Here is a 20,578-nt window from a genome sequence, read left to right as displayed (position 1 = left end):
TGTCTGTTGATTAATGGGAAATTATGGAACGTTTTATCGAGAACCTGATGTATTCATCGCGCTGGTTGCTGGCACCGGTTTACATTGGACTTTCGCTGGGGCTGCTGGCGCTGACCGTTAAATTTTTCCAGGAAATTTTTCACCTGTTGCCCAACATTCTCAGCATTGCTGAGAACGATCTGATTCTGCTGCTGCTGTCGCTGGTGGACATGACGCTGGTCGGCGGATTGCTGGTGATGGTGATGCTCTCTGGCTATGAGAACTTTGTTTCTAAGCTGGATATTGATGAGAACAAAGAGAAGCTGAGCTGGCTGGGCAAGATGGATTCTGGCTCGCTGAAGAACAAAGTCGCGGCTTCGATTGTAGCGATTTCATCGATCCACCTGCTTCGCATCTTTATGGACGCGCGCAATGTCGATGACAGTAAGCTGATGTGGTACGTGATTATCCACCTGACCTTTGTGCTGTCGGCCTTTGTCATGGGCTGGCTGGATAATATGTCGAAGGTGGAAAAGAAGTAAATTCGTGTGCCAGGTGCGCCATTATGGCGCCCTGGACCCTCACCGTACGGGCTGCGTGCCCGCCAGTTTCGGCATCACTTCCCTGATCATCGCGAAAAACTGCTGCATGCGGGCGGGGTAATAACTGGCCCACGGATAGGTCAGCCACACCGGCAGCGGCGGGGCTTGCCACTCGGGCACCAACTGAATCAAATCCCCTTTCGCCAGATCCTCCTGCACCACCCATGACGACACAATCGCCGCACCCATGCCGGCCAATACCGCTTTGCGGATAGCGTACAAACTGTCGCTGGCGAGGCGTGGCGCAATCGGCAGATTCACCGGCTGGCCATCACTCAAACGCTGTAGTGCAAGCTCATTGCGATAAAAGCTGGTCAATGCCAGCCACGGCAGTTCGGTGAGTTGGCTGACGTCATCAATCGACGCATGCTGCGCCAGCAGTGAAGGAGCGGCAACCACAAAACGCGGCACTTCAGCCAGCAGTATGGCTACCAGCGAGGGATCGTTCACTGCACCCACCTGAATCGCGCAATCGACGTTTTCGCTGATAAAGTCGGGCGTGCGATCATTGAGCATCCACTCCACTGTCAGACGCGGGTAGCGCTGTAAATACGCCACCAGTGGATCGATAAGCTGGTCCTGACCAAACGCATGCGGTGCGCGTACGCGCAGTGTGCCAATCGGATCCTCATTAGAGCCGGTCAGCTCATCCTCCAGCGCGTGCCAGGTCGCCAGTAACTGCCGCGCCTGCGCATAACAACGTTCGCCATCATCGGTGAGTTTCAACGCGTGGGTGGTGCGCAAAATCAGTTTCAGCCCCAGGCGTTGTTCCAGCGCCTGTAATCGTCGGCTGATGGTGGGTTGCGTTGTGCCCAACTGCGCGGCAGCAGCTGATAGCGATCCACTTTCGACAATACGAATAAAGGTCTGCATCAATTCGATGCGGTCAACGCTAGAGGAGTTACTCATACGCACCGTGCATAACAGTTCTGTGTTTCAGCAGTCTACCGCGTATGGCTGCAACGCGCTTTAATAAGCGCACTTTCACGGGGGAATCCACTATGTCAGCCATTTCGCAATCGAATGCATTGCCAGCTGAAAAACTGCCAGCGCCGCTGGTCTTTACGCTAGCCGCAGGTGCCGGGCTTAGCGTGGCATCGATTTACTACAGCCAGCCGATGCTGGATATCATCAGTAAACAATTTAACGTCGGGATCGGCAGCGTTGGGATGGTGCCGATGCTGACGCAAGCGGGATACGCACTGGGCATTCTGCTGCTGGCACCGCTCGGTGACCGCCACGATCGCCGCACCATTATTCTGATTAAAGGCCTGATGCTGGTCGCCGCGCTGCTGCTGTGTGGCTTCTCGGGCGGCATCAATGCGTTACTGATCGCCAGCTTTGTCACCGGTTTAACCGCCACCGTGGCGCAGGATATCGTCCCCGCTTCGGCGGCGTTAGCTCCGGAGCGCAGTCGCGGCAAAACCGTGGGTACGGTGATGACCGGTTTGCTGGTCGGTATTTTGCTGTCACGCGTGGTGAGCGGTGTGGTGGCGGAGTATTTGGGCTGGCGCACCATGTATATGGTGGCCGCGGTGGCCGTGCTGCTGATTAGCCTCGCGCTGTGGCGCGTGTTACCGCGCTTTAAACCGGGCACCTCGGTGAGCTATCCGCGTCTGCTGCTGTCGCTGGCGCATCTGTGGCAGCATCACCAGACGCTACGCCGTGCCGCATTGGCGCAGGGTTTGCTGTCGGTGGGCTTTAGCGCCTTCTGGTCAACGCTGGCGCTGATGCTGAGTGAACGCTTCCACTTTGACAGTGCGGTCGCCGGAGCATTTGGTCTTGCCGGTGCGGCGGGTGCGCTGGCTGCCCCGCTGGCCGGCAGTATTGCTGACCGCATCGGTCCAGCGCGTGTCACTCAGTATGGCGCTTCGCTGGTGATGGTGTCGTTTGCCCTGATGTTCCTGCTGCCGCTATTGCCCGTTCCGGCACAGATTGGTCTGATTATCATCAGCACCATCGGTTTCGATTTGGGCGTGCAGGCCACACTGGTGGCACATCAGACCCTGGTGTACAGCCTGGCGCCGGAAGCGCGTAGCCGCCTCAATGCGCTGATGTTCACCGTGGTGTTTATCGGCATGGCAACCGGCGCCGCGTTGGGTAGCCTGGCGTTGGCGCACTTTGGCTGGACAGGTGTGGTGGCACTCTCCACACTCGCCGCTGCGCTTGCTTTGATGATCCGTCTGGCGAGCCGCCATCTGAAAAACTGATCGAGTATCTTGTGCCAGGCTTAAGGGAGAATGTTATTTAAAAACGGAGCGTTATGAACTTCCTGGCCTGGACCGCCGCTACCGGTGGTCTGTTACTTCTCATGTCACTGGCTTCCGGTTGGATTCACCGCGGGCCAGTGACCGCATTTGGACTTTACCTGTTCGCGGGTATTCTCTGCGGCCCGTGGCTGCTGAATCTGCTGCAACTCGACATCCTCGGACACGCCAATCTCGCTGCGCATCTCACCGAAATCGCCATGGCAGCCTCGCTGTTTATTACCGGCCTTAAGTTGCGCTTGCCGCTCACTGCCCATGCCTGGCGAATTGGCGTGCGGCTGGCGTTCCCCGCCATGTTGCTGACCGTGGGCGCCATGACCCTGATTATCCACTGGATCACCGGGTTTGACTGGGCGCTGTCGCTGGCGTTTGGCGCTATCGTGGCACCGACCGATCCGGTATTGGCGAGTTTGATTTCCGTCAACGATGCGCGCGATGATGACTCGCTGCGCGTGGCGCTTTCCAGCGAAGCCGGGATGAACGATGGATCGGCCCTGCCGCTGTTGATGCTGGCGTTGCTGTTGATGCAGTCCGACACGCTGAACATCAGCCACCTGGGCGAATGGGCGCTAAAAGATGGACTGTGGGCGATAGGCGGCGGGTTAGCCATTGGCTATCTGCTCGGCCGCTTGATTGGTCAGCTCGCTACCCAGTTGCGCAGCGCGCACCAGGATATTGCACCGAATGATTTTCTCGCGCTGGCACTCATTGCGTTGAGTTACGCGGCGGCGCAGTCGCTGGACGCTTCAGGCTTCCTCGCCACCTTTGCGGCTGGCGTCGGGTTACGTCGCGCTGAGCTGCGCGTGGTGAAGCACTATCCGCAAGACGAGTTGTCAGAAGAGGAGCAATACCTGCCGGCAGAAGCGCGCGTCAATCCCAATCAACGACTGGCGCACGGTGGCAGCGGTATGGTCAAATCAATGGGGTTGGTGGTCGGTGATGCGTTGTCGTTTGGCGATACCATCGAACGCCTGCTGGCCGCCGGCATGATGGTGGTGCTGGGGATTACGCTGGCACAGCACTGGAATCTCACCGGAATTGGCCTCGCGCTGTTGCTGTTTGTGGTGGTGCGACCGCTCGCCGTTTGGATTACCACCTGGCGCTGCGAAATGCCGTTGATGCGCCGACTGTTAATTGGTTGGCTGGGGATTCGCGGCATCGGCAGTATCAATTATATTGCTTACGCCTGGGTGCACGGTATGCGCGGCCCGCAGGCAGAGCAAATGGTGGATATGGCGTTGACGTTGGTGGTGTGCAGCATCGTGCTGCACGGCATTACGGTGACGCCGTTGTTAAACTGGCGTGCAGCCCGTCAGGCGGCACGTGCGCAACATCATCAAAAGTGATTTTCTGGAAATTACTGGAGCCTGTTATGAAAGCCTTGTTCATTGCCCTTGTGGGGCTCTCACTCTCCGCCAGCGTATTCGCCGCCGAAGGCGATAACAGCAGTGAAGAGAATGTTTATGCCAGCCAGCTGTGTCATCTGGTTAGCACGGAAAAAAAGACCAGCGATCTGGATACTTACACCGAGAAGATGAAGTCTCAGCTGGCTGGCAGCCAGTCTTCCTCGGCGATGGATAAGCCTGAATTTAATGAAGAAATCGCGCAGGAAGTGATTAGCGCCTGGCTGGAACTGGGCGAGGATGAACGCACGCAGCTGCGCCATAATCAGCAGCAGTGCGAGCAAACAGTCATGACCCAATTCCAGCAGCAAGATTAAATCCCCGTCATACTTCAAGCTGTAGCGGCGTTGACTGCGTTTGTTCGCCCCGGTCACTTACTGCAGTAAGTGACCGGGGACTCGCATCACAGCTCGAATTATTTAGGGGATTTCAGCGTCTAGCCAATTACGTGATCTCGTGTGTTCACTTTTCATGTAGCGGCAAAAGTTTTGCGGATTCACTATAAAATAAGCGCCTTTATAGGCGCTTTTTCTATGGATCTTTTGTACAAAATGCGTACATAATCGCCAGCGTTGAAAGTTGACACGTATCACATAACGAGACGCAGCCCACAAGGCTGACATATTTTTCAATACTGGCTACTGGGCATGAAACTTACACGGCGTGGTTTTCTTCAAGCAACCGGGGCAACCGTCCTTTCGATGACCACGGGCAAACTGTTTGCCCGCGATGACATCATCCCATTGTGGCCCGACGAACCGCCGGGTGGCGGCGGGCGTCTGGACTATTGAAAGTCAGTATGAACGGCTCCTGGACCAACATCGTTTCCCCGGCGATTCAGCGTTTTCGCCCGGAGAATCCCAACGGCGAAGCGGTGATTGTGGCGGCAGGCGGTGGCTATCGATTTGTCGGCATGGGTCGAGAAGCCTGGCCCGTAGCGCGCTGGTTAAATGCCAATGGCTACACCGTGTATGTGCTGAGTTATCGCTTGCCGGGTGAGAAGTGGCAGGCAGGTAATCTTGCGCCGCTGCAGGATGCGCAGCGCGCCATTCGTCTGGTGCGTTCCATGGAGAGTAAAGTGCATCTGCTTGGCTTCTCTGCTGGTGGGCATCTGCTCGGCATGGCCGCCGCACGCCCTGATTTCATCACCTATCCCGCGCAGGACCCGCTCGACCAAATCCGTCCCACGGGTGATAGCGTCGGGCTGATCTATCCGGTGATCACCCTTGAAGCGCCGTATCAGAACACCAAAACACACCTGATGATGGTGGGCGAACACGCGACGCCAACCCAGGAAGCCAACTGGTCGGTGCAAAACTACGTCACACGCCAGTATCCGCCGACGTTCCTTGCGCAGGCGGAAGACGATCACACCTCCAATCCGCATAACACCGAAATGATGCGCGATGCCTGCCGTCGTATGCAGGTGCCGGTGGAATTGATTGAGCTGAGCAGCGGTGGACACGGTTTTGGTCTGGGTAAAGCGGGTACGCCTGCCGCGCTCTGGGATCAGGCGTATGTGCGCTGGCTGGATCTGCACAGCTAAGCGCGAGAGTACGCAAAATGCGCCATTCAGGAAATTGCGCATTCCGCGCTTTCAGGAATGCGCATTGATTTGCCCTGCAATCGCTTGTGCGATGTGGCTTAGCCAGCGCTACGTCAAATTAAAATACTTATCCGGCTGGCGCGGTTCCGGCAGCGGGAACTCATCGTTCATCGCCTTCAAATTACGTTCGATATTCACGCACAGCGCATCCAGCGGCAGATGATTGGGCGCGGTGCCGAACGGATCTTCCAGCTCTTCCGCCAGTGATTCCAGCGACAGGAAAGTGTAGGAAATAAACACCGACACCAGCGGCGTCATCAGATGCAAATCCGCTACCAGCGCAAACGGCAACAGCGTGCAGAACAGATACACCGTGCGATGCAAAATCAGGCTGTAAGCGAACGGAATCGGCGTACCCGCCAGGCGATCGCAGCCTCCCAAATATGCCGACAGATGATTAAGATTTTCATCAATGCTCTGCCAGACAATATCCGACACCACACCTTCATCACGCCTCTGTGCCAGCCATTCGCCCATGCACAGCAGTGTCTGCGACGTCGGCATCGGATTATCCACGACCGCACGCTGCCATTTTTCGGGCAGCAATCGTCTCAAATCGGCCTGCGCATCGGTTTGGCGTAAACGGTGTTTTAGCGCCCAGCTAAATGCCAGCTGAAGCCCGATAAATTCCTGCACCTGTTCGGCACGGATACCACGAATGCCTTTGATCTGCCGTAACAGCGAGCGCTGGGTAATGTGCATGTTGCCCCACAGCGTGCGTGCCTCAATAAAACGCGCATAGCTGGCGTTATTGCGGAAGCCGAGGAAGATGGCAATCGACACGCCTATCAGGCTGAACGGCGCGGTGGTGAGGTGAATGCCAAAGGTGGAGTACCACGGATAGCCGATAACGGCGATCACTGACATCAGCAGGTTGAGTGACAGACGAAACACAATGCTGACCAGCACCGAGCCGTGCCAGTCAAACAGCCGGAGGAACCAGTGTTGATGAGGACGTACGATCATTTTGCGATGGTGTTTTTTATGATTTTGTTGGCACAGGTTACGCCCGCTGTTGCAGCGGAAGCAATGTGAAATTCAACTGATTTTAGGCTGAAAACAGCATATATAAGGTGGGTTTTTCTTTGTAAATCAGCCTTCTAAAAACACTTTGAACAAGTTGTAAAATTCTTTGCGTTATCTCTTCATCGCCCCTTTCTCTAAAGTTCATTCCAGCAGCACAACATACAAATTTAAAAACACTTTAGAGGAATACATCATGTCTAAACTCGACCTGCTTGACCCACAGAACTCAGCCCTGATCTTCATCGACCACCAGCCGCAGATGGCTTTCGGCGTCGCGAACATCGATCGCCAGCAGCTCAAAAATAATACCGTCGCTCTGGCAAAAGCGGGCAAAGTTTTCGACGTGCCGGTGATTTATACCTCTGTAGAAACCGAGAGCTTTAGCGGCTACATCTGGCCAGAACTGCTGGCGGTGCACCCGGAATCGAAGCCGATTGAACGCACCTCAATGAACTCATGGGAAGATGCCAAATTCGTTGAAGCGGTGAAGAAAACCGGTCGTAAGAAGCTGATTATCTCTGCACTGTGGACGGAAGTCTGTCTGACCTTCCCGGCACTGATGGCGCTGAAAGAGGGCTTTGAAGTCTACGTGGTGACGGATACCTCAGGCGGCACCAGCGTTGATGCCCACGAGCGCTCCATTCAGCGCATGGTGCAAGCCGGTGCAGTGCCGGTGACCTGGCAGCAGGTGCTGCTGGAGTACCAGCGCGACTGGTCACGTAAAGAGACTTACGACGCGGTGATGGATCTGGTGCGCGAACACAGCGGCGCATACGGTATGGGCGTGGATTACGCTTACACCATGGTACACAAAGCGCCACAGCGTCAGGCTTAAGTCACGATTGGCGCGGCAGGCTGTTTTTCAGCGCATCGATAAACAGCCGCAGCGCCATTGACTGATGTTGGTTCGGTGGGAACCAAAGGGCCATTCCCGCCGACTGCACCCGCCACTCAGCGAGCAGCTCCACTAACTGACCGGACTGCAGCGCGGCTTCGGCGTAGAGCGACGGCACATAGGCAACGCCCAATCCGCTGATGGCCGCGCGGGTCATCAGCGCGTTGTTATCTAACGTCATCGCGCCCGGCACGTCCAGTTCACAGCGTTCTCCCGCTTTTTCAAACTCCCAGCGATAGCGTTTGCCGCTCGGCAGACGATGACGAATGCACTGCTGCTGCAATAAATCCTGCGGCTGCTTAATCGGTGCGTGCGCGGCGAGATAGGCTGGTGAAGCCACGGTGATGAAATTCAGCGGACCACCCAGCGCAATCGCCACCATATCCTGCGGCACATCTTCCATTAACCGGATACCGGCATCGAACCCGGCGGCAGTGATATCCACCAGTTCACCCTGAGCCGCAAAATCGAGCTGGATGTTGGGATACTCGGCGCAAAACCCGGCACCACTTTTTCCAGCAGGATCCCAATCGCCGCGTCGCTGGCACTGATGCGCAAGGTGCCCGCATGCTGCTGGCGGCGGGCGCTGACATCGTGCAGCACTTCGTCCATCTGATTCAGCAGCGGAGCCAGACGATCTAGCAGCTGCTGTCCGGCTTCGGTGAGTGACACGCTGCGAGTGGTGCGCTGAAACAGCTGCACGCCCAGATTATGCTCCAGCGTTTTCACCAGATGGCTGAGTGAAGATCGCTTGAGGCCGAGCATCTCGGCGGCGCGCCGAAAGCTGCGCTGTTCACCCAGCGTTTTGATGGCCTGCAGTTCATGCCACGAAGGTCTTCTCATTGGTGGTATTTCCTCACCGGGTCATGCGCAATTAGGGGGACGATAACCACCAGTAAAGCGATCTACCATCAGGTTTTCAACTGGAGGGCGTAAAAATGAAAACCTGGTTAATTACCGGTGCCAGCAGCGGGCTGGGCCGTTTGATGAGTGAAGATTTACTGGCGCGCGGCGATCGCGTGCTGGCCTGCGTACGTCGCACCGCAGCGATGGCGGATTTGCAGGGGCAATACGGCGAACAGCTGCAGGTGATGGCGCTGGATTTGGCGGACACCGCCAGTATCGCGCCCGCCATCGCTAAAGCGTTTGCACAGGTGGAACGCGTTGATGTGGTGGTGAGTAATGCCGCCTACGGTCTGTTTGGCGCGGCGGAAGAGTTGAGCGATGCGCAGATTGATCGCCAGATCGCTACCAATCTTACCGGCTCAATCCAGCTGATTCGCGCGGTGATTCCACTGTTGCGCCAGCAGGGCGGCGGGCGCATTGCGCAGGTGTCATCGGAAGGCGGGCAGGTGGCTTATCCCAACTTCAGCCTGTATCACGCCAGCAAATGGGGTATCGAAGGATTTGTTGAAGCGGTGCGCCAGGAAGTCGCCAGTTTTGGTATCGATTTCCTGCTGGTGGAGCCAGGCCCGACGGCCACTAACTTTGGTGCCGGGCTGGATATCGCCGACGCGCTGGAGGTTTATCATGACACCGCATCCGGTGATGTGCGTCGCGCCATTTTATCTGGCGAGTTCGCGATCAAAGGTGATGCGGCGAAATCTGTCACGGCGATGATCGCCACGTTGGATCAACCCGCCATGCCGCTGCGCCTGGCGCTGGGCAGCACCGCCTATGACAATATCGAAGCCGCGCTGGAACGACGTCTGGCAGAACTGCGCACGCAAAAAGAGATCGCCTATCGTGCGGATGTGTAAAAGCTGTTCGCATAACCGCACGGAGTAACAGGCAGGGAAGCGGCATCGCTGCCAAACTTAGCGCACAAAAGAAGGCATGCACGTTTCACAGCGGCATGCAGTGTATTGAGCGTTTTGCTAAGGAGAAAGTGGTTATGAAAGCGATGATCCTGAAACAACCCGGCGGCATTGAACATTTGCAGCTTGCCGATCTGCCCGATCCCGGAAAACCGGGTGCCGGAGAGATCCGCGTGGCGATCCATGCCACCTCACTTAACTTCCACGATCTGCTGGTGGCTAACGGATCGATCCCCACCGAGCAAAATCGCATTATGATGGCGGACGGCGCAGGTGTGGTTGAAGAGGTCGGTGCAGGCGTCACCGACTTCAAGCCCGGCGACCATGTGGTGTCCTGTTTCTTCCCTCAGTGGCAGGACGGCTTGCCGTTTGTGCGCGTGGGTAATTTTGCGCGTACGCCGGGTGATGGTGCAGACGGTTTTGCCGCTGAAGTGGTGGTGCGTCCGGCGCATCATTTCACTCTGGCTCCGCGCGGCTGGCGTCATGCGGAAGCGGCGACCATTACCACATCTGGCCTGACGGCTTGGCGCGCACTGGTGGGCGATGCGCAAATCAAAGCGGGCGATACGATTGTGACGCTGGGCACCGGTGGCGTGTCGATTACCGCGTTACAAATTGCCAAAGCGATGGGCGCGCGGGTGATTGTGACTTCATCTTCTGATGAGAAGCTGGCCAGAGCCAAAGAGTTGGGTGCCGATGCGGGCATCAACTATCGCAGCACGCCGGAGTGGGGCAAAGCGGTTCAGCAACTGACGGAGGGCAAAGGTGCGGATGTGGTGGTGGAACTCGGCGGGCCGGGCACCATGGCGCAGTCGATCGAAGCGGTGCGCGTCGGCGGCCATATTGCCTTGATTGGTGTGCTGACCGGATTTGAAGGCGTGATCCCTACTGCGCTATTGATGGCGAAACAGGCGCGCATTCAGGGCTTGATTGTCGGCCATCGTCGTCAGCAGCAGGACTTCGTGCGCGCGTTAGAGCAAACCGGTATTCGCCCGGTGATCAGCGACAGTTACGGGGCGTTGAGCGATCTGCCTGCGGCCTTCCAGCATCAGCAGTCGGCGGGACACTTCGGCAAAATCACCGTGGAGTGGTAGCGAACCAGCCTGTTTCCCATATCGGTAAACAGGCTTTCTGCATCAGTAGTAATCGCCGTGACGATAATCCCAGGATGGGAAGATGTCCGACAGCAGCGCCATGATTTTATCGACATCAAGGCCTTTGCGGATCAATACCGGGCACGGCGTGATTTTACGCTCGCCGTTTTGCTGCGGGATCAAATGACCTTCGCTGTCCACCATCGACACCATCACGCCCTGTTCGTAGCGCACTTTATTTTCGTCGTTGGGTTGAATCGATTTTACGTAATCATTGGCTTCAATAATTAAATCGGCACGCGATTCAATACGTTCGCCAATTCCTTCAACCAATCCACGGTTACCCTGACCTGATGGATTCGCAGAACTGGCGAAAGAGAATTTCCCGTGATCTTCCCACAGGGCTTTCGCGATATTTTCGCCTGGGCGACCAAATTTAATCACGAAGCAGCTGGTCTGGCGGCCATCCATCATCAGCTCTTTTGAACCGTCCGCCGGAATACGCGCCAGTGCATCGTCGCGCCACGGTAAGATACAGCCCAGCAAAATATCCTGATCCCAATGCTGCTGATAAAGCTGATCAATTTCCGGTGTCAGCTGTGCCAAAGAACGCAGCTGCTCCAGCGAGCCACACAGCACCACACCTGGCTTGTTGCGCTTGCGCTGCTTGGCTTCGAACTTACGCTCCAGCCCGGCTTTATCGGAGGTCATGATGATGTAACCCACTTTTGTGGGGCTTACAATCATGCCGCCGTCTTGTGACAAAATCTCGATGGCTTCAGGTTGTAACCCGCCATTCCACGTTATTTGTTTACCGCTCATGGATCTACCCTATCTGCGTATCAATAGATGACGTACAGGAATATTACCTGCAATATAATTAAGGATTTAATTAACCGGATAATTCATCAGGATTAATTGTCTGGTGTAAAACCATGCTGGTGATAATAGTACGATAATTAAAGGCTATGCAACTGATGAAAATAACGATGGAATGAATAGGGGTGATTTAAAATAACACGCGGGAATTGTAGTGTTATTTAAACGGGCGCTGAATAAGTGTTTCAGCGCCAGCGTTAATTAAAATATCAGGGCGTGTGCCACACCGCGCAGTGCAATGCCGAGGATGATGCCCGGCACGGCGAAACGGAACAGGCGCGGGAAACGACTCGACAGGCCAAGGAAGATACCAATGCCCGGCAAATCAAAGGTCTGAATCAACCAACCCGCCGAGGCGTTGATGTTGTGTGCACTGTACACGCCTTTTTCGACCAGCCCAGCCACCACGCCGTAATAGGCGGTGCCGCCCGCCAGGCATTTAGTCAGCGCAGGCAGGATATACACCTCGGAGATGTTGAACCTATCCAGCAGCGGGGAAACCAGTCGGGTGAGCATCTCAATCCCGCCGGACTCTTTCAAAATACCCACCACTGACAGCGAGAGAATCAGCATTGGCAGCGATCCCAGCGCCAGACGAATCGCGTCCGCGCCCGCGCTGTTGATGATGGCAATCAGCCCCATTTTGCTTTCGTTGTTAGCCACCGTTTCATCTTCATTCAGCAGTGACGCGTCGGAAAGTTTGCGGGCAAAGAAATGATAGGTGGTCGCTGCTGCCAGCACGCCGCCGCATATCGAGATCAGTATTGCGGCGCTCCAGTTGAGCCCGGCAGGGATCAGCGGATAAAAGGCGTTGGCCTGGCCCATAGCAAACAGCATCGCCAGCGTCGCCGCCATATGGCGATCGGAGGTGCCGCGCTTCTCCATAATCGCTAATGCCGCCAACGGCGCAGCGAAACTGACGAAGTTAAGCTGAATCAGCGCAAATAACGCCAGCCCAGTAATACCCAAAGGTTTTAATAACGGTGTGGAATGACGTACCACAAAATCCAGCACGCCTTTCACTTCCAGATATTTCATGATGAATAACATCACCACCATGATAGGAATAAGCGTATACAGCGCGACATCTACCGAGGCTTTGCCCGCAGACATAATAATGCTGATGATATTCATGCGGTTGCCTGAACCTCGACCCACTGCGCAATACCGACAAACATGGTGCTCCCCTTGCCTTAAAAAACGCATAAAAATGCCAGCGCGAAGGGCGCCAGCAAAGAGATAAATAGTATCCCGGCGGCGAAGACTTGAGTAGTGGAGAAATTAAATTTTATCTTGCAGGAAATGGCAAAGAGAAATAACAGCGCGCCGACGTTTATGCGGCGCACTGGAATATTATGCGAAGTTTATTCGTTTATCTGGCGAATATTGCGCGCGGTGCTCTGCAATAATTTAAATGCATCATAACGGTGCTGATGCAGCTGGGAAACCGAGGGCTCCGGATGCCAGATATTTTCATCGGTGGTCATATTTTCCATCGCTGAAGTCACGTTGGGATAAATGTCACTGGCGGCGGCGGCAAGAATCGCCGAGCCCAATAACACCGGTTCCGGGCAGTGGGTGGATTGCACCGGGAGTTGGCAACTGTCCGCCAGCAGTTGGCGTACCAGCGAGTGCTGCCCGGCACCGCCGCTGATGACAATCGAGCGCGTGCTTATGCCTTTGCTGGTCTGCGCCTCAATGATTTGGCGCAGGCCGTAGCCGAGGCTGCACAGTCCGGCGATATACAGCGAAATCAGGCTGGCTTCATCATTGTCCATGCCCAAACCGCAAATCACCGCCCGCGCATAGGGGTCGCCAAACGGTGCGCGATTACCGGCAAACTCCGGCACGATATGCAGACCTTCCACTAAATCTACCGTTGCCGACTCGCGGCGAGCATGTTGCAAAGCCTGTTCGGCGAGGTACACCGGCAATGAGAGGCCAGCGGCATCGGCGGCCTGCTGTGCACTCGCAGCGGCTGGATGCATCTCCAGCAGGCGATCGATGGCCGCGCCCGCCGCACTTTGTCCGCCTTCACTCAACCATAGACCTGGCACCATCGCCGAGTAATACGGGCCCCACACGCCGGGCACAAACGCGGCTTCACGCGTCGGCGTCATGGTGCAGGAAGAGGTGCCAAACACGTAGGCCAGTTTGTCTTCCGGGCTGCCGTCCGCGCCCAGCGTACCGACGCCGCCCGCGTGCGCATCAATCAATCCTGCGGCCACCGGTGTGCCGGCAGGTAAGCCAAAGTCGGCGGCGGCCTGCGCGGTTAAACCTGTGCCGCAGGCTGTGCCTGGCTCAACGATCTGCTGTCCGATACGCGCAAACATCTCCTGAGCGAACTCCGGTAAACCGATGGCGCTGAAGTATTCGGCATCCCAGCGCTGTTCATGCGCCAGGTAGTTCCATTTACAGGTGACGGTGCAGGATGATCGCGCCGTATCACCTGACGCGCGCCAGCTGAGATAATCAGTGAGATCGAAGAAGTGTGCGGCGGTCTGGAACGTCTGCGGGTTGTGGGTTTTAGCCACAACAGTTTCGGCATCTCCATCTCGGGTGAGATGCGTCCTCCTACGTAGTCGAGCACCGGATGTTTCGTCGCGTTAATCGCATCGGCCTGCGGCGTGGCGCGGTGATCCATCCACACAATGATATTGCGTTCCGCCTCGCCATCCGGGCTGACGGGCAACGGTTGGCCCTGTTCATCGATCACTACCAGCGAACAGGTTGCGTCGAAGCCAATACCGGCCACCGCCGCCGGATCGATGGCGGCATTAGTCACCGCTGTGCGCACACAGTGGCTGACCGCCTGCCAAATCTCATTGGCGGATTGCTCCACCACATGACCGTGGGCACGAAAAGTGGTGATGGGCTGCTTTGCATGGCCGAGCAAATTGCCTGCGCGATCAAAAACACCCGCACGGGCGCTGGCTGAACCGACATCGACACCAATCAGATATTTTTCATTGCTCATTGCGGCACCTCGGTTGGTTACAGGTCAACGCTGTTAGGCAGGATTACAATATCGCGCACCGTGACACCCGGTGAGCGCGTCACCATAAACAGCACCGATTCCGCCACTTCGATCGGCTGCATCAGGCTGCCATTAGCCAGCGCATCATCCAGTTTCTCCTGCGGCCAGTCATCGAGCAGGGCTGTCACCACCGGACCTGGCAGCACCGCTCCGACGCGCACGCCATACTGCGCCACCTGGCGACGGGTTGAATGCACAAATGCCTGCACCGCAAATTTCGATGCGGTGTAGATGGGTTCCCAGATCACCGGCACCACGCCAGCAATTGAACTGGTGAAAATGATGTCACCCGACTTCTGCGCGATCAGATGTGGCAGCACCGAACGCACGCAGCGGAAGGCCGCGCTGGTGTTGAGTTTCAGTACGCGATCCCAGATATCCGGATCGCCTTCTGCCACGGGCCCGCCAATGTAGGCACCGGCGTTGGCGTGGAAAATATCCAGACGGCCCGTCAGCTTGAGAATGTCGTCGAGAATCCCATCAACCTGTTTGCCGTCCATCAGGTCAATCTGCAGCGGCAATGCCTGAGGGCCCAGTTCCGCCACCAGTTGTTGCAACTTGTCGCCGTCGCGATCGATCAGAACGACTTTAGCCCCGGCTTGCAGCAGCACTTTGCTGCATTCAAGGCCGATGCCGGAAGCCGCGCCGGTAATGGCGGCGACTTTTCCGTTGAGAGGGTTATGCATGGAGAAGAGGTTCGAGTTCATCTTATAATCCTTTATCAATGGCGTTTTAGGTGTAGCTCAATCGATGAAGCACAACTATCACCCCGACTTTTAACCAGCAACAAAAAGCGCAATAAAGGGATGGGTTCTGTGACGGGGATCGGCAAAAACAAGAAAACCACCATTTATGACCTGGCGGAACTCACCGGGGTTTCGGCGAGTGCGGTGAGCGCGATTTTGAGTGGCAACTGGAAGAAGCGGCGCATCAGCGCCAGCACTGCTGAGAAAGTGAGCCGGATTGCGCAAGAGCAGGGCTATGCGCTGAATCGACAGGCCAGCATGCTGCGCACAACGCGCTCGAAAACCATCGGCATGATCGTGCCCAAATATGACAACCGTTATTTTGGCTCAATCGTTGAGAAGTTTGAGCAGATGGCGCGCGATCGCGGCCTGTTCCCCGTCATTACCTGCACGCAGCGCGATCCGGGTTTGGAACTGGAAGCGGCACGCACCATGCTCTCCTGGCAGGTGGATTACATGGTGGTGACGGGAGCGACCGATCCCGATCGCATCACTGCACTCTGCCAGGCCGCAGGCGTGCCGTCGCTGAATCTGGATCTGCCCGGTTCGCTGGCACCTTCAGTGATTTCGGATAACTTTCATGGCGCATTGAGCCTGACGCGCAGCCTGCTGGAGAAGTGCCCGCAGCCGCTGATTTTTGTCGGCGGACGTGCCAGCGATCACAACGGTAAAGAGCGCCTGCGCGGCTTTTTGGCGGCGCATCAGGAGCGAGGTATTTCCGTGCCGGAGGAGAACCTGCTGCTGTGTGGCTATGAACCGGAAAAAGCGCAAACGGCGCTGAAAAGTTACTTTCAGCAGCATGCGGTGGGGCAATTTGGCCTGTTTGTGAACTCGACCATTTCGCTGGAAGGGGTGGTGCAGTTTCTGCGGAACGAGGATTTATTGTCCGATGATAAACATCCGGCGATTGGTTGCTTCGACTGGGACCCGTTTGTCGCGCTGTTGTGCAAAGACATCACTATGGTGAAACAGGATGTGGCAGGCATGATGGAAACGGTGTTCCGCCTGATGGAGAGCGGTGAGCAGGGCGTGGCAGTGGTGGAATTGCCGGTGTTGCAGAGGTGAAAAAGGCAGACTTTACGCCGCCTCATCACTGGTCGCTATAAATGGCGCCCCTTCAAAAGACAGATGCCATTGAATGGGGCGCACTCAAGCAAATCTTTTATCGCATGGTTACAAACTCTTCAGCCGCAGTCGGGTGAATCGCCACGGTGTTGTCGAAGTCTTTCTTAGTGGCACCCATCTTCAGTGCCACCGCGAAGCCTTGCAGCATCTCATCCATACCGTTACCGATACCGTGGATGCCGACAATCTTCTCTTCCGCGCCGACGCACACCAGCTTCATGCGGCACGGCTGGCGGTGCTGAGTGACGGCGGTGTACATCGCTGTGAAGGAGGATTTGTACACTTTCACCTGATCGTCGCCGTACTGCTCGCGCGCCTGCGGTTCAGTCAAACCCACCGTGCCGATTGGCGGATGGGTAAACACCACGGTTGGCACGTTGCTGTAATCCAGGTGCTCGTCCGGTTTATTGTTAAACAGACGCTCAGAGAGGCGACGACCGGCGGCCACGGCCACGGGCGTTAGTTCCACCGCGCCGGTGTTATCGCCCACCGCATAGATGCCTTTCACGTTGGTGTTCTGGAACTTATCAACGTTGATATAGCCTTTCTCGTTCAGCGCCACGCCGGTCACGGACAGGTTGAGATTGTCGGTGGCCGGCTCGCGGCCGATCGCCCACACCAGGCAATCAACGGTTTGTTCATGGCCGCTTTCCAGCTGCAGCGTCAGGCTACCGTCGGCGTTCTTGATCACCGCTTTCGGGATCGATTCGGTGTGCAACGTTGGGCCTTCGGCCTGCATCACTTCTACCAGCGTATCGACAATCAACGGATCGAAGCTGCGCAGCGGCGCATGCTTACGCACAAACAGATGGGTTTCGGCACCCAGCGCGTTAACCACGCCGGCCAGCTCCACCGCGATATACCCTGCTCCGACCACCGCAACACGCTTCGGCAGCGCATCCAGCTCAAAGAAACCGTCAGAGTCGATACCGTATTCCGCGCCTGGCACTTTCGGATGGCTTGGACGGCCACCGGTGGCGATCAGGATGTGATCGGCCGTGATGGTCTCGCCGTTAACTTCCACGGTGTTGGCATCAATAAAGCGCGCGAAGCCTTTGATCACTTCAACGTTGTTTTTACCCAGCACGTTGTCGTACGAGGTGTGGATGCGATCGATATAGGCGCTGCGGTTCTTCACCAGCACCGACCAGTCAAAATTGTTCACGGTGGTATCGAAACCGTAATCCGGGCCATACAGGTGGATGGCTTCGGCAATCTGCGCCGCGTGCCACATCACTTTTTTCGGTACGCAGCCGACGTTGACACAGGTGCCGCCCAACTCTTTGGCTTCAATCAGCGCGCACTTCTGGCCATGCATCGCCGCACGGTTAATCGAGGCGATACCGCCGCTGCCGCCGCCGATGGCGAGGTAGTCAAAATGTCTGGTCATCCGTTGTGTCCATCTGTTGGAAGAAAATTGGCATAGAGTGTAACGCTGCTTGCGCAAGCGGCGCAAAGGTTCAGCCTATGATTATGATAGGGTTAAATCTACGTCCCGCTAACATGGAAGACATTATGCACCTGACTTTTCTCGGCACCGGCGCAGGTGCGCCGAGCCTGCAACGCAACGTTACGGCGATTGCGCTGACGCTGTCGAAACGTGGCGACACCTGGCTGTTCGACTGCGGTGAAGCGACGCAGCACCAGTTTATGCGCTCCGCGCTCAAGCCCAGCAAGCTGGAAAAAATCTTCATTACCCATCTGCACGGCGATCACATCTTCGGCCTGCCAGGTTTGCTTACCAGCCGTTCCATGGCCGGGCTGCTGGAGCCGATGACAATTTACGGCCCAAAAGGCATCAAACAGTTTGTCGAGACGGCGCTCAGTCTTAGTGGCTCTTATACTGGCTTCCCGCTGGAGATCGTCGAAATTGAAGCGGGCGAAGTGCTGGATGATGGTGAGTATCGCGTCACGGCCTATCCGATGAATCACGTGGTGGAGTGCTTTGGCTATCGTATTGAAGAGCATGACAAACCAGGCTTCCTCGACGCGCCGCGCCTGAAAGCGGAAGGGGTGCCACGCGGGCCTTGGTATCAAGACTTGAAGGACGGCAAAGAGATTCAGTTAGAGGATGGTCGCATGATCAACGGCGCGGAGTATCTCGGTCCTGTGACCAAAGGCAAAGTGGTGGCGATTTTCGGTGATACCGGTCCTACCGACGTGGCACTGCTGCTGGCGGCTAACGCGGATGTGATGGTGCATGAAACCACGATGGAAGCGTCGATGGCAGAGAAAGCCAACGGTCGCGGACACTCCACCACCATTCAGGCGGCCGAAGTGGCGAAGCAGGCAGGCGCGAAACGCATGATCGCCACCCACTTCAGTTCGCGGTATTTGTCGAGCGATCGGGAGAGATTGCTGGCGGAGTGCCAGTCGGTGTTTGCGGCTACCGAGCTGGCACGTGATTTCGCGGTGTTCGAGATTTAGTGCTGTAACGCGGGATAGGTGAAGAACAGCAGGTGCGTCATGTTGAACAGGAAATGGACGCCGGTGGCGACCCACACGCGTCCACTCCAGTGCCACGCCAGACCGTAAATCAGCCCCGCCAGCGTGGCGAAGGCCACCAGCATCATGCCGCCCGGGAAGTGCGCCAGACCAAACAGCAGTGAAGTGATCAACAGGGCTGCCACACCACCGATTTTCTGGCGCAGGCGCTGTTGCACATAGCCACGGAAGAAGGCTTCTTCGGCCAGCGAGACAAAGAACAGGTTTGCCAGCATAAAGCTGCCGAGCCAGTCCGGCCAGTGAGGCTCAATCGCCAGTCCACCCAACAGCACGGCAACGTACAGCAGCAGCGGGATCGCCGCTAACAGCAGCAGCCAGAGAATCTTGTGCGGTGCGGGAAACTTCTGCGCACGGAACAGCGTCGGCAACGCGGCCAGCAGCACAAAGGGAATCAGCGCTTTATCGAAGTTGTAGTAGAAGCTGAACGGCTGGCTGTTGGGGCCCACCTGCAATTCATCAATCTGACGCGGGTTATTAAAGCCCGGCAACAGATGCAGGAACAGGCCACCGGCGATCAGCACCAACAGGGCTTCACTGATCAGCAGCACGGCGCGGTTGGTGGGATTTTCCACCCGCACCCACGCCAGCAGGGCGATAGCACCCAAAATAGCGAGGGCAGGCCAGTCCAATACATCCTGAAATAAGCCCAGCAGTGTTGTCAGTAACAGCAGTAACACGGCGAGACGTTTGGCAGGCGACAGCACGGTGAGTGCGCCAGCCAGAATGATCCACATAACAATAGTCCTTAAGGCTGGCGTGCCTGGTTACTCTGGCACGATCTGCGTGACGCTATAATGCCCCGTACCGGCCGGTACCAGCTTCTTATGCAGCCACGGCAGCAGCTCTTCCATCTGTGCTTTCAATTTCCACGGCGGGTTAATCACGATCATGCCAGACGCGGTCATGCCGCGCTGATCGCTGTCCGGACGCACCGCCAGTTCGATCTGCAGGATGTTGCGAATATTGCTGGCCAGCAAATCTTTCACCATGTGCTTGATCTGCTGGCGCATCACCACCGGATACCACAGTGCGAATACGCCAGTGGCGAAGCGCTTGTGGCCTTCCTGGATGCCTTTCACCACATCCTGATAATCGCTTTTCATTTCGTACGGCGGATCGATCAGAATCACACCACGACGGCTCAGCGGTGGCAGCTTGGCTTTCAGCTGCTGATAACCGTCACCACGGGCGACGCGTGCGCGCGCATCTTTACTGAACTCGGTGCGCAGCAGCGGGTAATCGCTGGAGTGCAGTTCGGTCAGATCGAGTTTGTCCTCTTCACGCAGCAGATAACGGGCGATCAGCGGCGAGCCAGGGTAGTAGCGCAGCGTGCCATGCGGGTTGAGATTGCGAACCGCCGTTAAATACGGCTTCAGCAGTTCTGGCGCATCCGGCTGCTGCCAAATACGCCCAATGCCTTCCAGATATTCACCGGTACGCTCGGCGTGCTCACCGCTCAGCAGGTAACGTCCGGCACCGGCATGGGTGTCCAGATAGAGGAAAGGCTTCTCCTTCTCCATCATTGAGGTAAGGATCAGGCTTTCAACGGTATGTTTGAGCACGTCGGCATGGTTGCCGGCATGAAAACTGTGGCGAT

Annotated in this window: 19 protein-coding genes and 2 pseudogenes; 10 read left to right on the top strand and 11 right to left on the bottom strand. The window is 56.5% G+C overall.

From position 1 onward, the window contains the following. The first annotated feature begins 23 nt into the window (after window positions 1-23). The gene (locus HA45_RS20240) at window positions 24-521 is read left to right on the top strand and encodes a TIGR00645 family protein (protein ID WP_034819827.1); all 498 of its coding nucleotides are present in this window, start codon (window positions 24-26) and stop codon (window positions 519-521) included. Between the two features lie 39 nt (window positions 522-560). Here HA45_RS20240 and HA45_RS20235 read toward each other — a convergent pair whose 3' ends face one another. Next, window positions 561-1,490 carry a LysR family transcriptional regulator gene (locus HA45_RS20235; RefSeq protein WP_100701892.1) on the bottom strand — a complete coding sequence of 310 codons (930 nt, stop codon included), beginning with the start codon at window positions 1,488-1,490 and terminating at the stop codon, window positions 561-563. 92 nt (window positions 1,491-1,582) lie between these two features. Between HA45_RS20235 and HA45_RS20230 the strand changes: the two genes are divergently transcribed. The 4 genes and pseudogenes from HA45_RS20230 (at window position 1,583) to HA45_RS20215 (ending at window position 5,797) form a co-directional block, all read left to right on the top strand. Beyond that, complete coding sequence (locus tag HA45_RS20230) at window positions 1,583-2,791, top strand: MFS transporter (RefSeq protein WP_100701891.1); 1,209 nt, start codon at window positions 1,583-1,585, stop codon at window positions 2,789-2,791. A 53-nt stretch (window positions 2,792-2,844) separates the two neighbouring features. Beyond that, window positions 2,845-4,194, top strand: a complete 1,350-nt coding sequence (locus HA45_RS20225; protein ID WP_100701890.1) for a cation:proton antiporter — start codon at window positions 2,845-2,847, stop codon at window positions 4,192-4,194. 26 nt (window positions 4,195-4,220) lie between these two features. Next, a complete protein-coding gene (locus HA45_RS20220) occupies window positions 4,221-4,568 on the top strand; it encodes a hypothetical protein (RefSeq protein WP_100701889.1) in 348 nt (115 codons plus the stop codon). Between the two features lie 330 nt (window positions 4,569-4,898). Then, window positions 4,899-5,797 (top strand): annotated as a pseudogene (locus tag HA45_RS20215) (alpha/beta hydrolase). Window positions 5,798-5,905: 108 nt separating this feature from the next. Here the strand turns inward: HA45_RS20215 and HA45_RS20210 are convergent. Next, the gene (locus HA45_RS20210; protein WP_100701887.1) at window positions 5,906-6,823 is read right to left on the bottom strand and encodes a bestrophin family protein; all 918 of its coding nucleotides are present in this window, start codon (window positions 6,821-6,823) and stop codon (window positions 5,906-5,908) included. 253 nt (window positions 6,824-7,076) lie between these two features. Here HA45_RS20210 and HA45_RS20205 point away from each other — a divergent pair, with 253 nt between their 5' ends. Continuing rightward, on the top strand, window positions 7,077-7,718 hold the full coding sequence (locus HA45_RS20205) for a hydrolase (RefSeq protein WP_100701886.1): 642 nt from the start codon (window positions 7,077-7,079) through the stop codon (window positions 7,716-7,718). A 1-nt stretch (window position 7,719) separates the two neighbouring features. Here the strand turns inward: HA45_RS20205 and HA45_RS29160 are convergent, their stop codons facing one another. Together HA45_RS29160 and HA45_RS29155 are read right to left on the bottom strand one after the other, a co-directional pair. Beyond that, window positions 7,720-8,223: a LysR substrate-binding domain-containing protein gene (locus tag HA45_RS29160; protein ID WP_366557359.1), complete on the bottom strand. Its 504-nt coding sequence runs from the start codon at window positions 8,221-8,223 to the stop codon at window positions 7,720-7,722. Further along, window positions 8,181-8,621 carry a LysR family transcriptional regulator gene (locus HA45_RS29155; RefSeq protein ID WP_366557358.1) on the bottom strand — a complete coding sequence of 147 codons (441 nt, stop codon included), beginning with the start codon at window positions 8,619-8,621 and terminating at the stop codon, window positions 8,181-8,183. Before HA45_RS29155 ends, HA45_RS29160 begins: the two co-directional genes overlap by 43 nt. Window positions 8,622-8,716: 95 nt before the next feature. On the opposite strand from HA45_RS29155, the gene HA45_RS20195 reads away from it, so the two are divergent. Continuing rightward, window positions 8,717-9,538 carry an SDR family oxidoreductase gene (locus tag HA45_RS20195; protein ID WP_100701884.1) on the top strand — a complete coding sequence of 274 codons (822 nt, stop codon included), beginning with the start codon at window positions 8,717-8,719 and terminating at the stop codon, window positions 9,536-9,538. A gap of 134 nt (window positions 9,539-9,672) precedes the next feature. Further along, window positions 9,673-10,689, top strand: coding sequence for a zinc-dependent alcohol dehydrogenase family protein (locus tag HA45_RS20190; protein ID WP_100701883.1), 1,017 nt, complete (start codon window positions 9,673-9,675; stop codon window positions 10,687-10,689). A gap of 42 nt (window positions 10,690-10,731) precedes the next feature. Here HA45_RS20190 and HA45_RS20185 read toward each other — a convergent pair whose 3' ends face one another. The 4 genes and pseudogenes from HA45_RS20185 to HA45_RS20170 form a co-directional block, all read right to left on the bottom strand. Beyond that, window positions 10,732-11,511 (bottom strand): L-threonylcarbamoyladenylate synthase, encoded by a 780-nt coding sequence (locus HA45_RS20185; protein ID WP_100701882.1) that lies wholly within the window; start codon window positions 11,509-11,511, stop codon window positions 10,732-10,734. A 258-nt stretch (window positions 11,512-11,769) separates the two neighbouring features. Next, window positions 11,770-12,702: a nucleoside recognition family protein gene (locus tag HA45_RS20180; protein ID WP_100701881.1), complete on the bottom strand. Its 933-nt coding sequence runs from the start codon at window positions 12,700-12,702 to the stop codon at window positions 11,770-11,772. Between the two features lie 230 nt (window positions 12,703-12,932). Further along, window positions 12,933-14,545 (bottom strand): annotated as a pseudogene (locus tag HA45_RS20175) (FGGY-family carbohydrate kinase). A gap of 17 nt (window positions 14,546-14,562) precedes the next feature. Then, window positions 14,563-15,312, bottom strand: a complete 750-nt coding sequence (locus HA45_RS20170) for an SDR family oxidoreductase (RefSeq protein ID WP_162288454.1) — start codon at window positions 15,310-15,312, stop codon at window positions 14,563-14,565. Window positions 15,313-15,420: 108 nt separating this feature from the next. Here HA45_RS20170 and HA45_RS20165 point away from each other — a divergent pair, with 108 nt between their 5' ends. Continuing rightward, on the top strand, window positions 15,421-16,416 hold the full coding sequence (locus tag HA45_RS20165; protein WP_205960948.1) for a LacI family DNA-binding transcriptional regulator: 996 nt from the start codon (window positions 15,421-15,423) through the stop codon (window positions 16,414-16,416). Between the two features lie 97 nt (window positions 16,417-16,513). Here HA45_RS20165 and gorA read toward each other — a convergent pair whose 3' ends face one another. Beyond that, window positions 16,514-17,866 carry a glutathione-disulfide reductase gene (gene gorA / locus HA45_RS20160; RefSeq protein ID WP_100701878.1) on the bottom strand — a complete coding sequence of 451 codons (1,353 nt, stop codon included), beginning with the start codon at window positions 17,864-17,866 and terminating at the stop codon, window positions 16,514-16,516. A gap of 125 nt (window positions 17,867-17,991) precedes the next feature. Between gorA and rnz the strand changes: the two genes are divergently transcribed. Continuing rightward, window positions 17,992-18,903, top strand: a complete 912-nt coding sequence (rnz, locus tag HA45_RS20155) for a ribonuclease Z (RefSeq protein WP_100701877.1) — start codon at window positions 17,992-17,994, stop codon at window positions 18,901-18,903. On the opposite strand, the gene HA45_RS20150 is transcribed toward rnz, so the two are convergent. Then, the gene (locus tag HA45_RS20150) at window positions 18,900-19,715 is read right to left on the bottom strand and encodes a CPBP family intramembrane glutamic endopeptidase (RefSeq protein WP_100701876.1); all 816 of its coding nucleotides are present in this window, start codon (window positions 19,713-19,715) and stop codon (window positions 18,900-18,902) included. The two genes, rnz and HA45_RS20150, sit on opposite strands and share 4 nt — an antisense overlap. 30 nt (window positions 19,716-19,745) lie before the next feature. Beyond that, a partial coding sequence (locus tag HA45_RS20145) for a 23S rRNA (adenine(2030)-N(6))-methyltransferase RlmJ (RefSeq protein WP_143808510.1) occupies window positions 19,746-20,578 on the bottom strand: 833 nt, incomplete at its 5' end.

Origin of the sequence: Pantoea rodasii, from assembly GCF_002095465.1 — a bacterium.
Classification (GTDB): Bacteria; Pseudomonadota; Gammaproteobacteria; order Enterobacterales; family Enterobacteriaceae; genus Pantoea; species Pantoea rodasii.
This window is presented reverse-complemented; position numbering and strand designations above follow the sequence as displayed.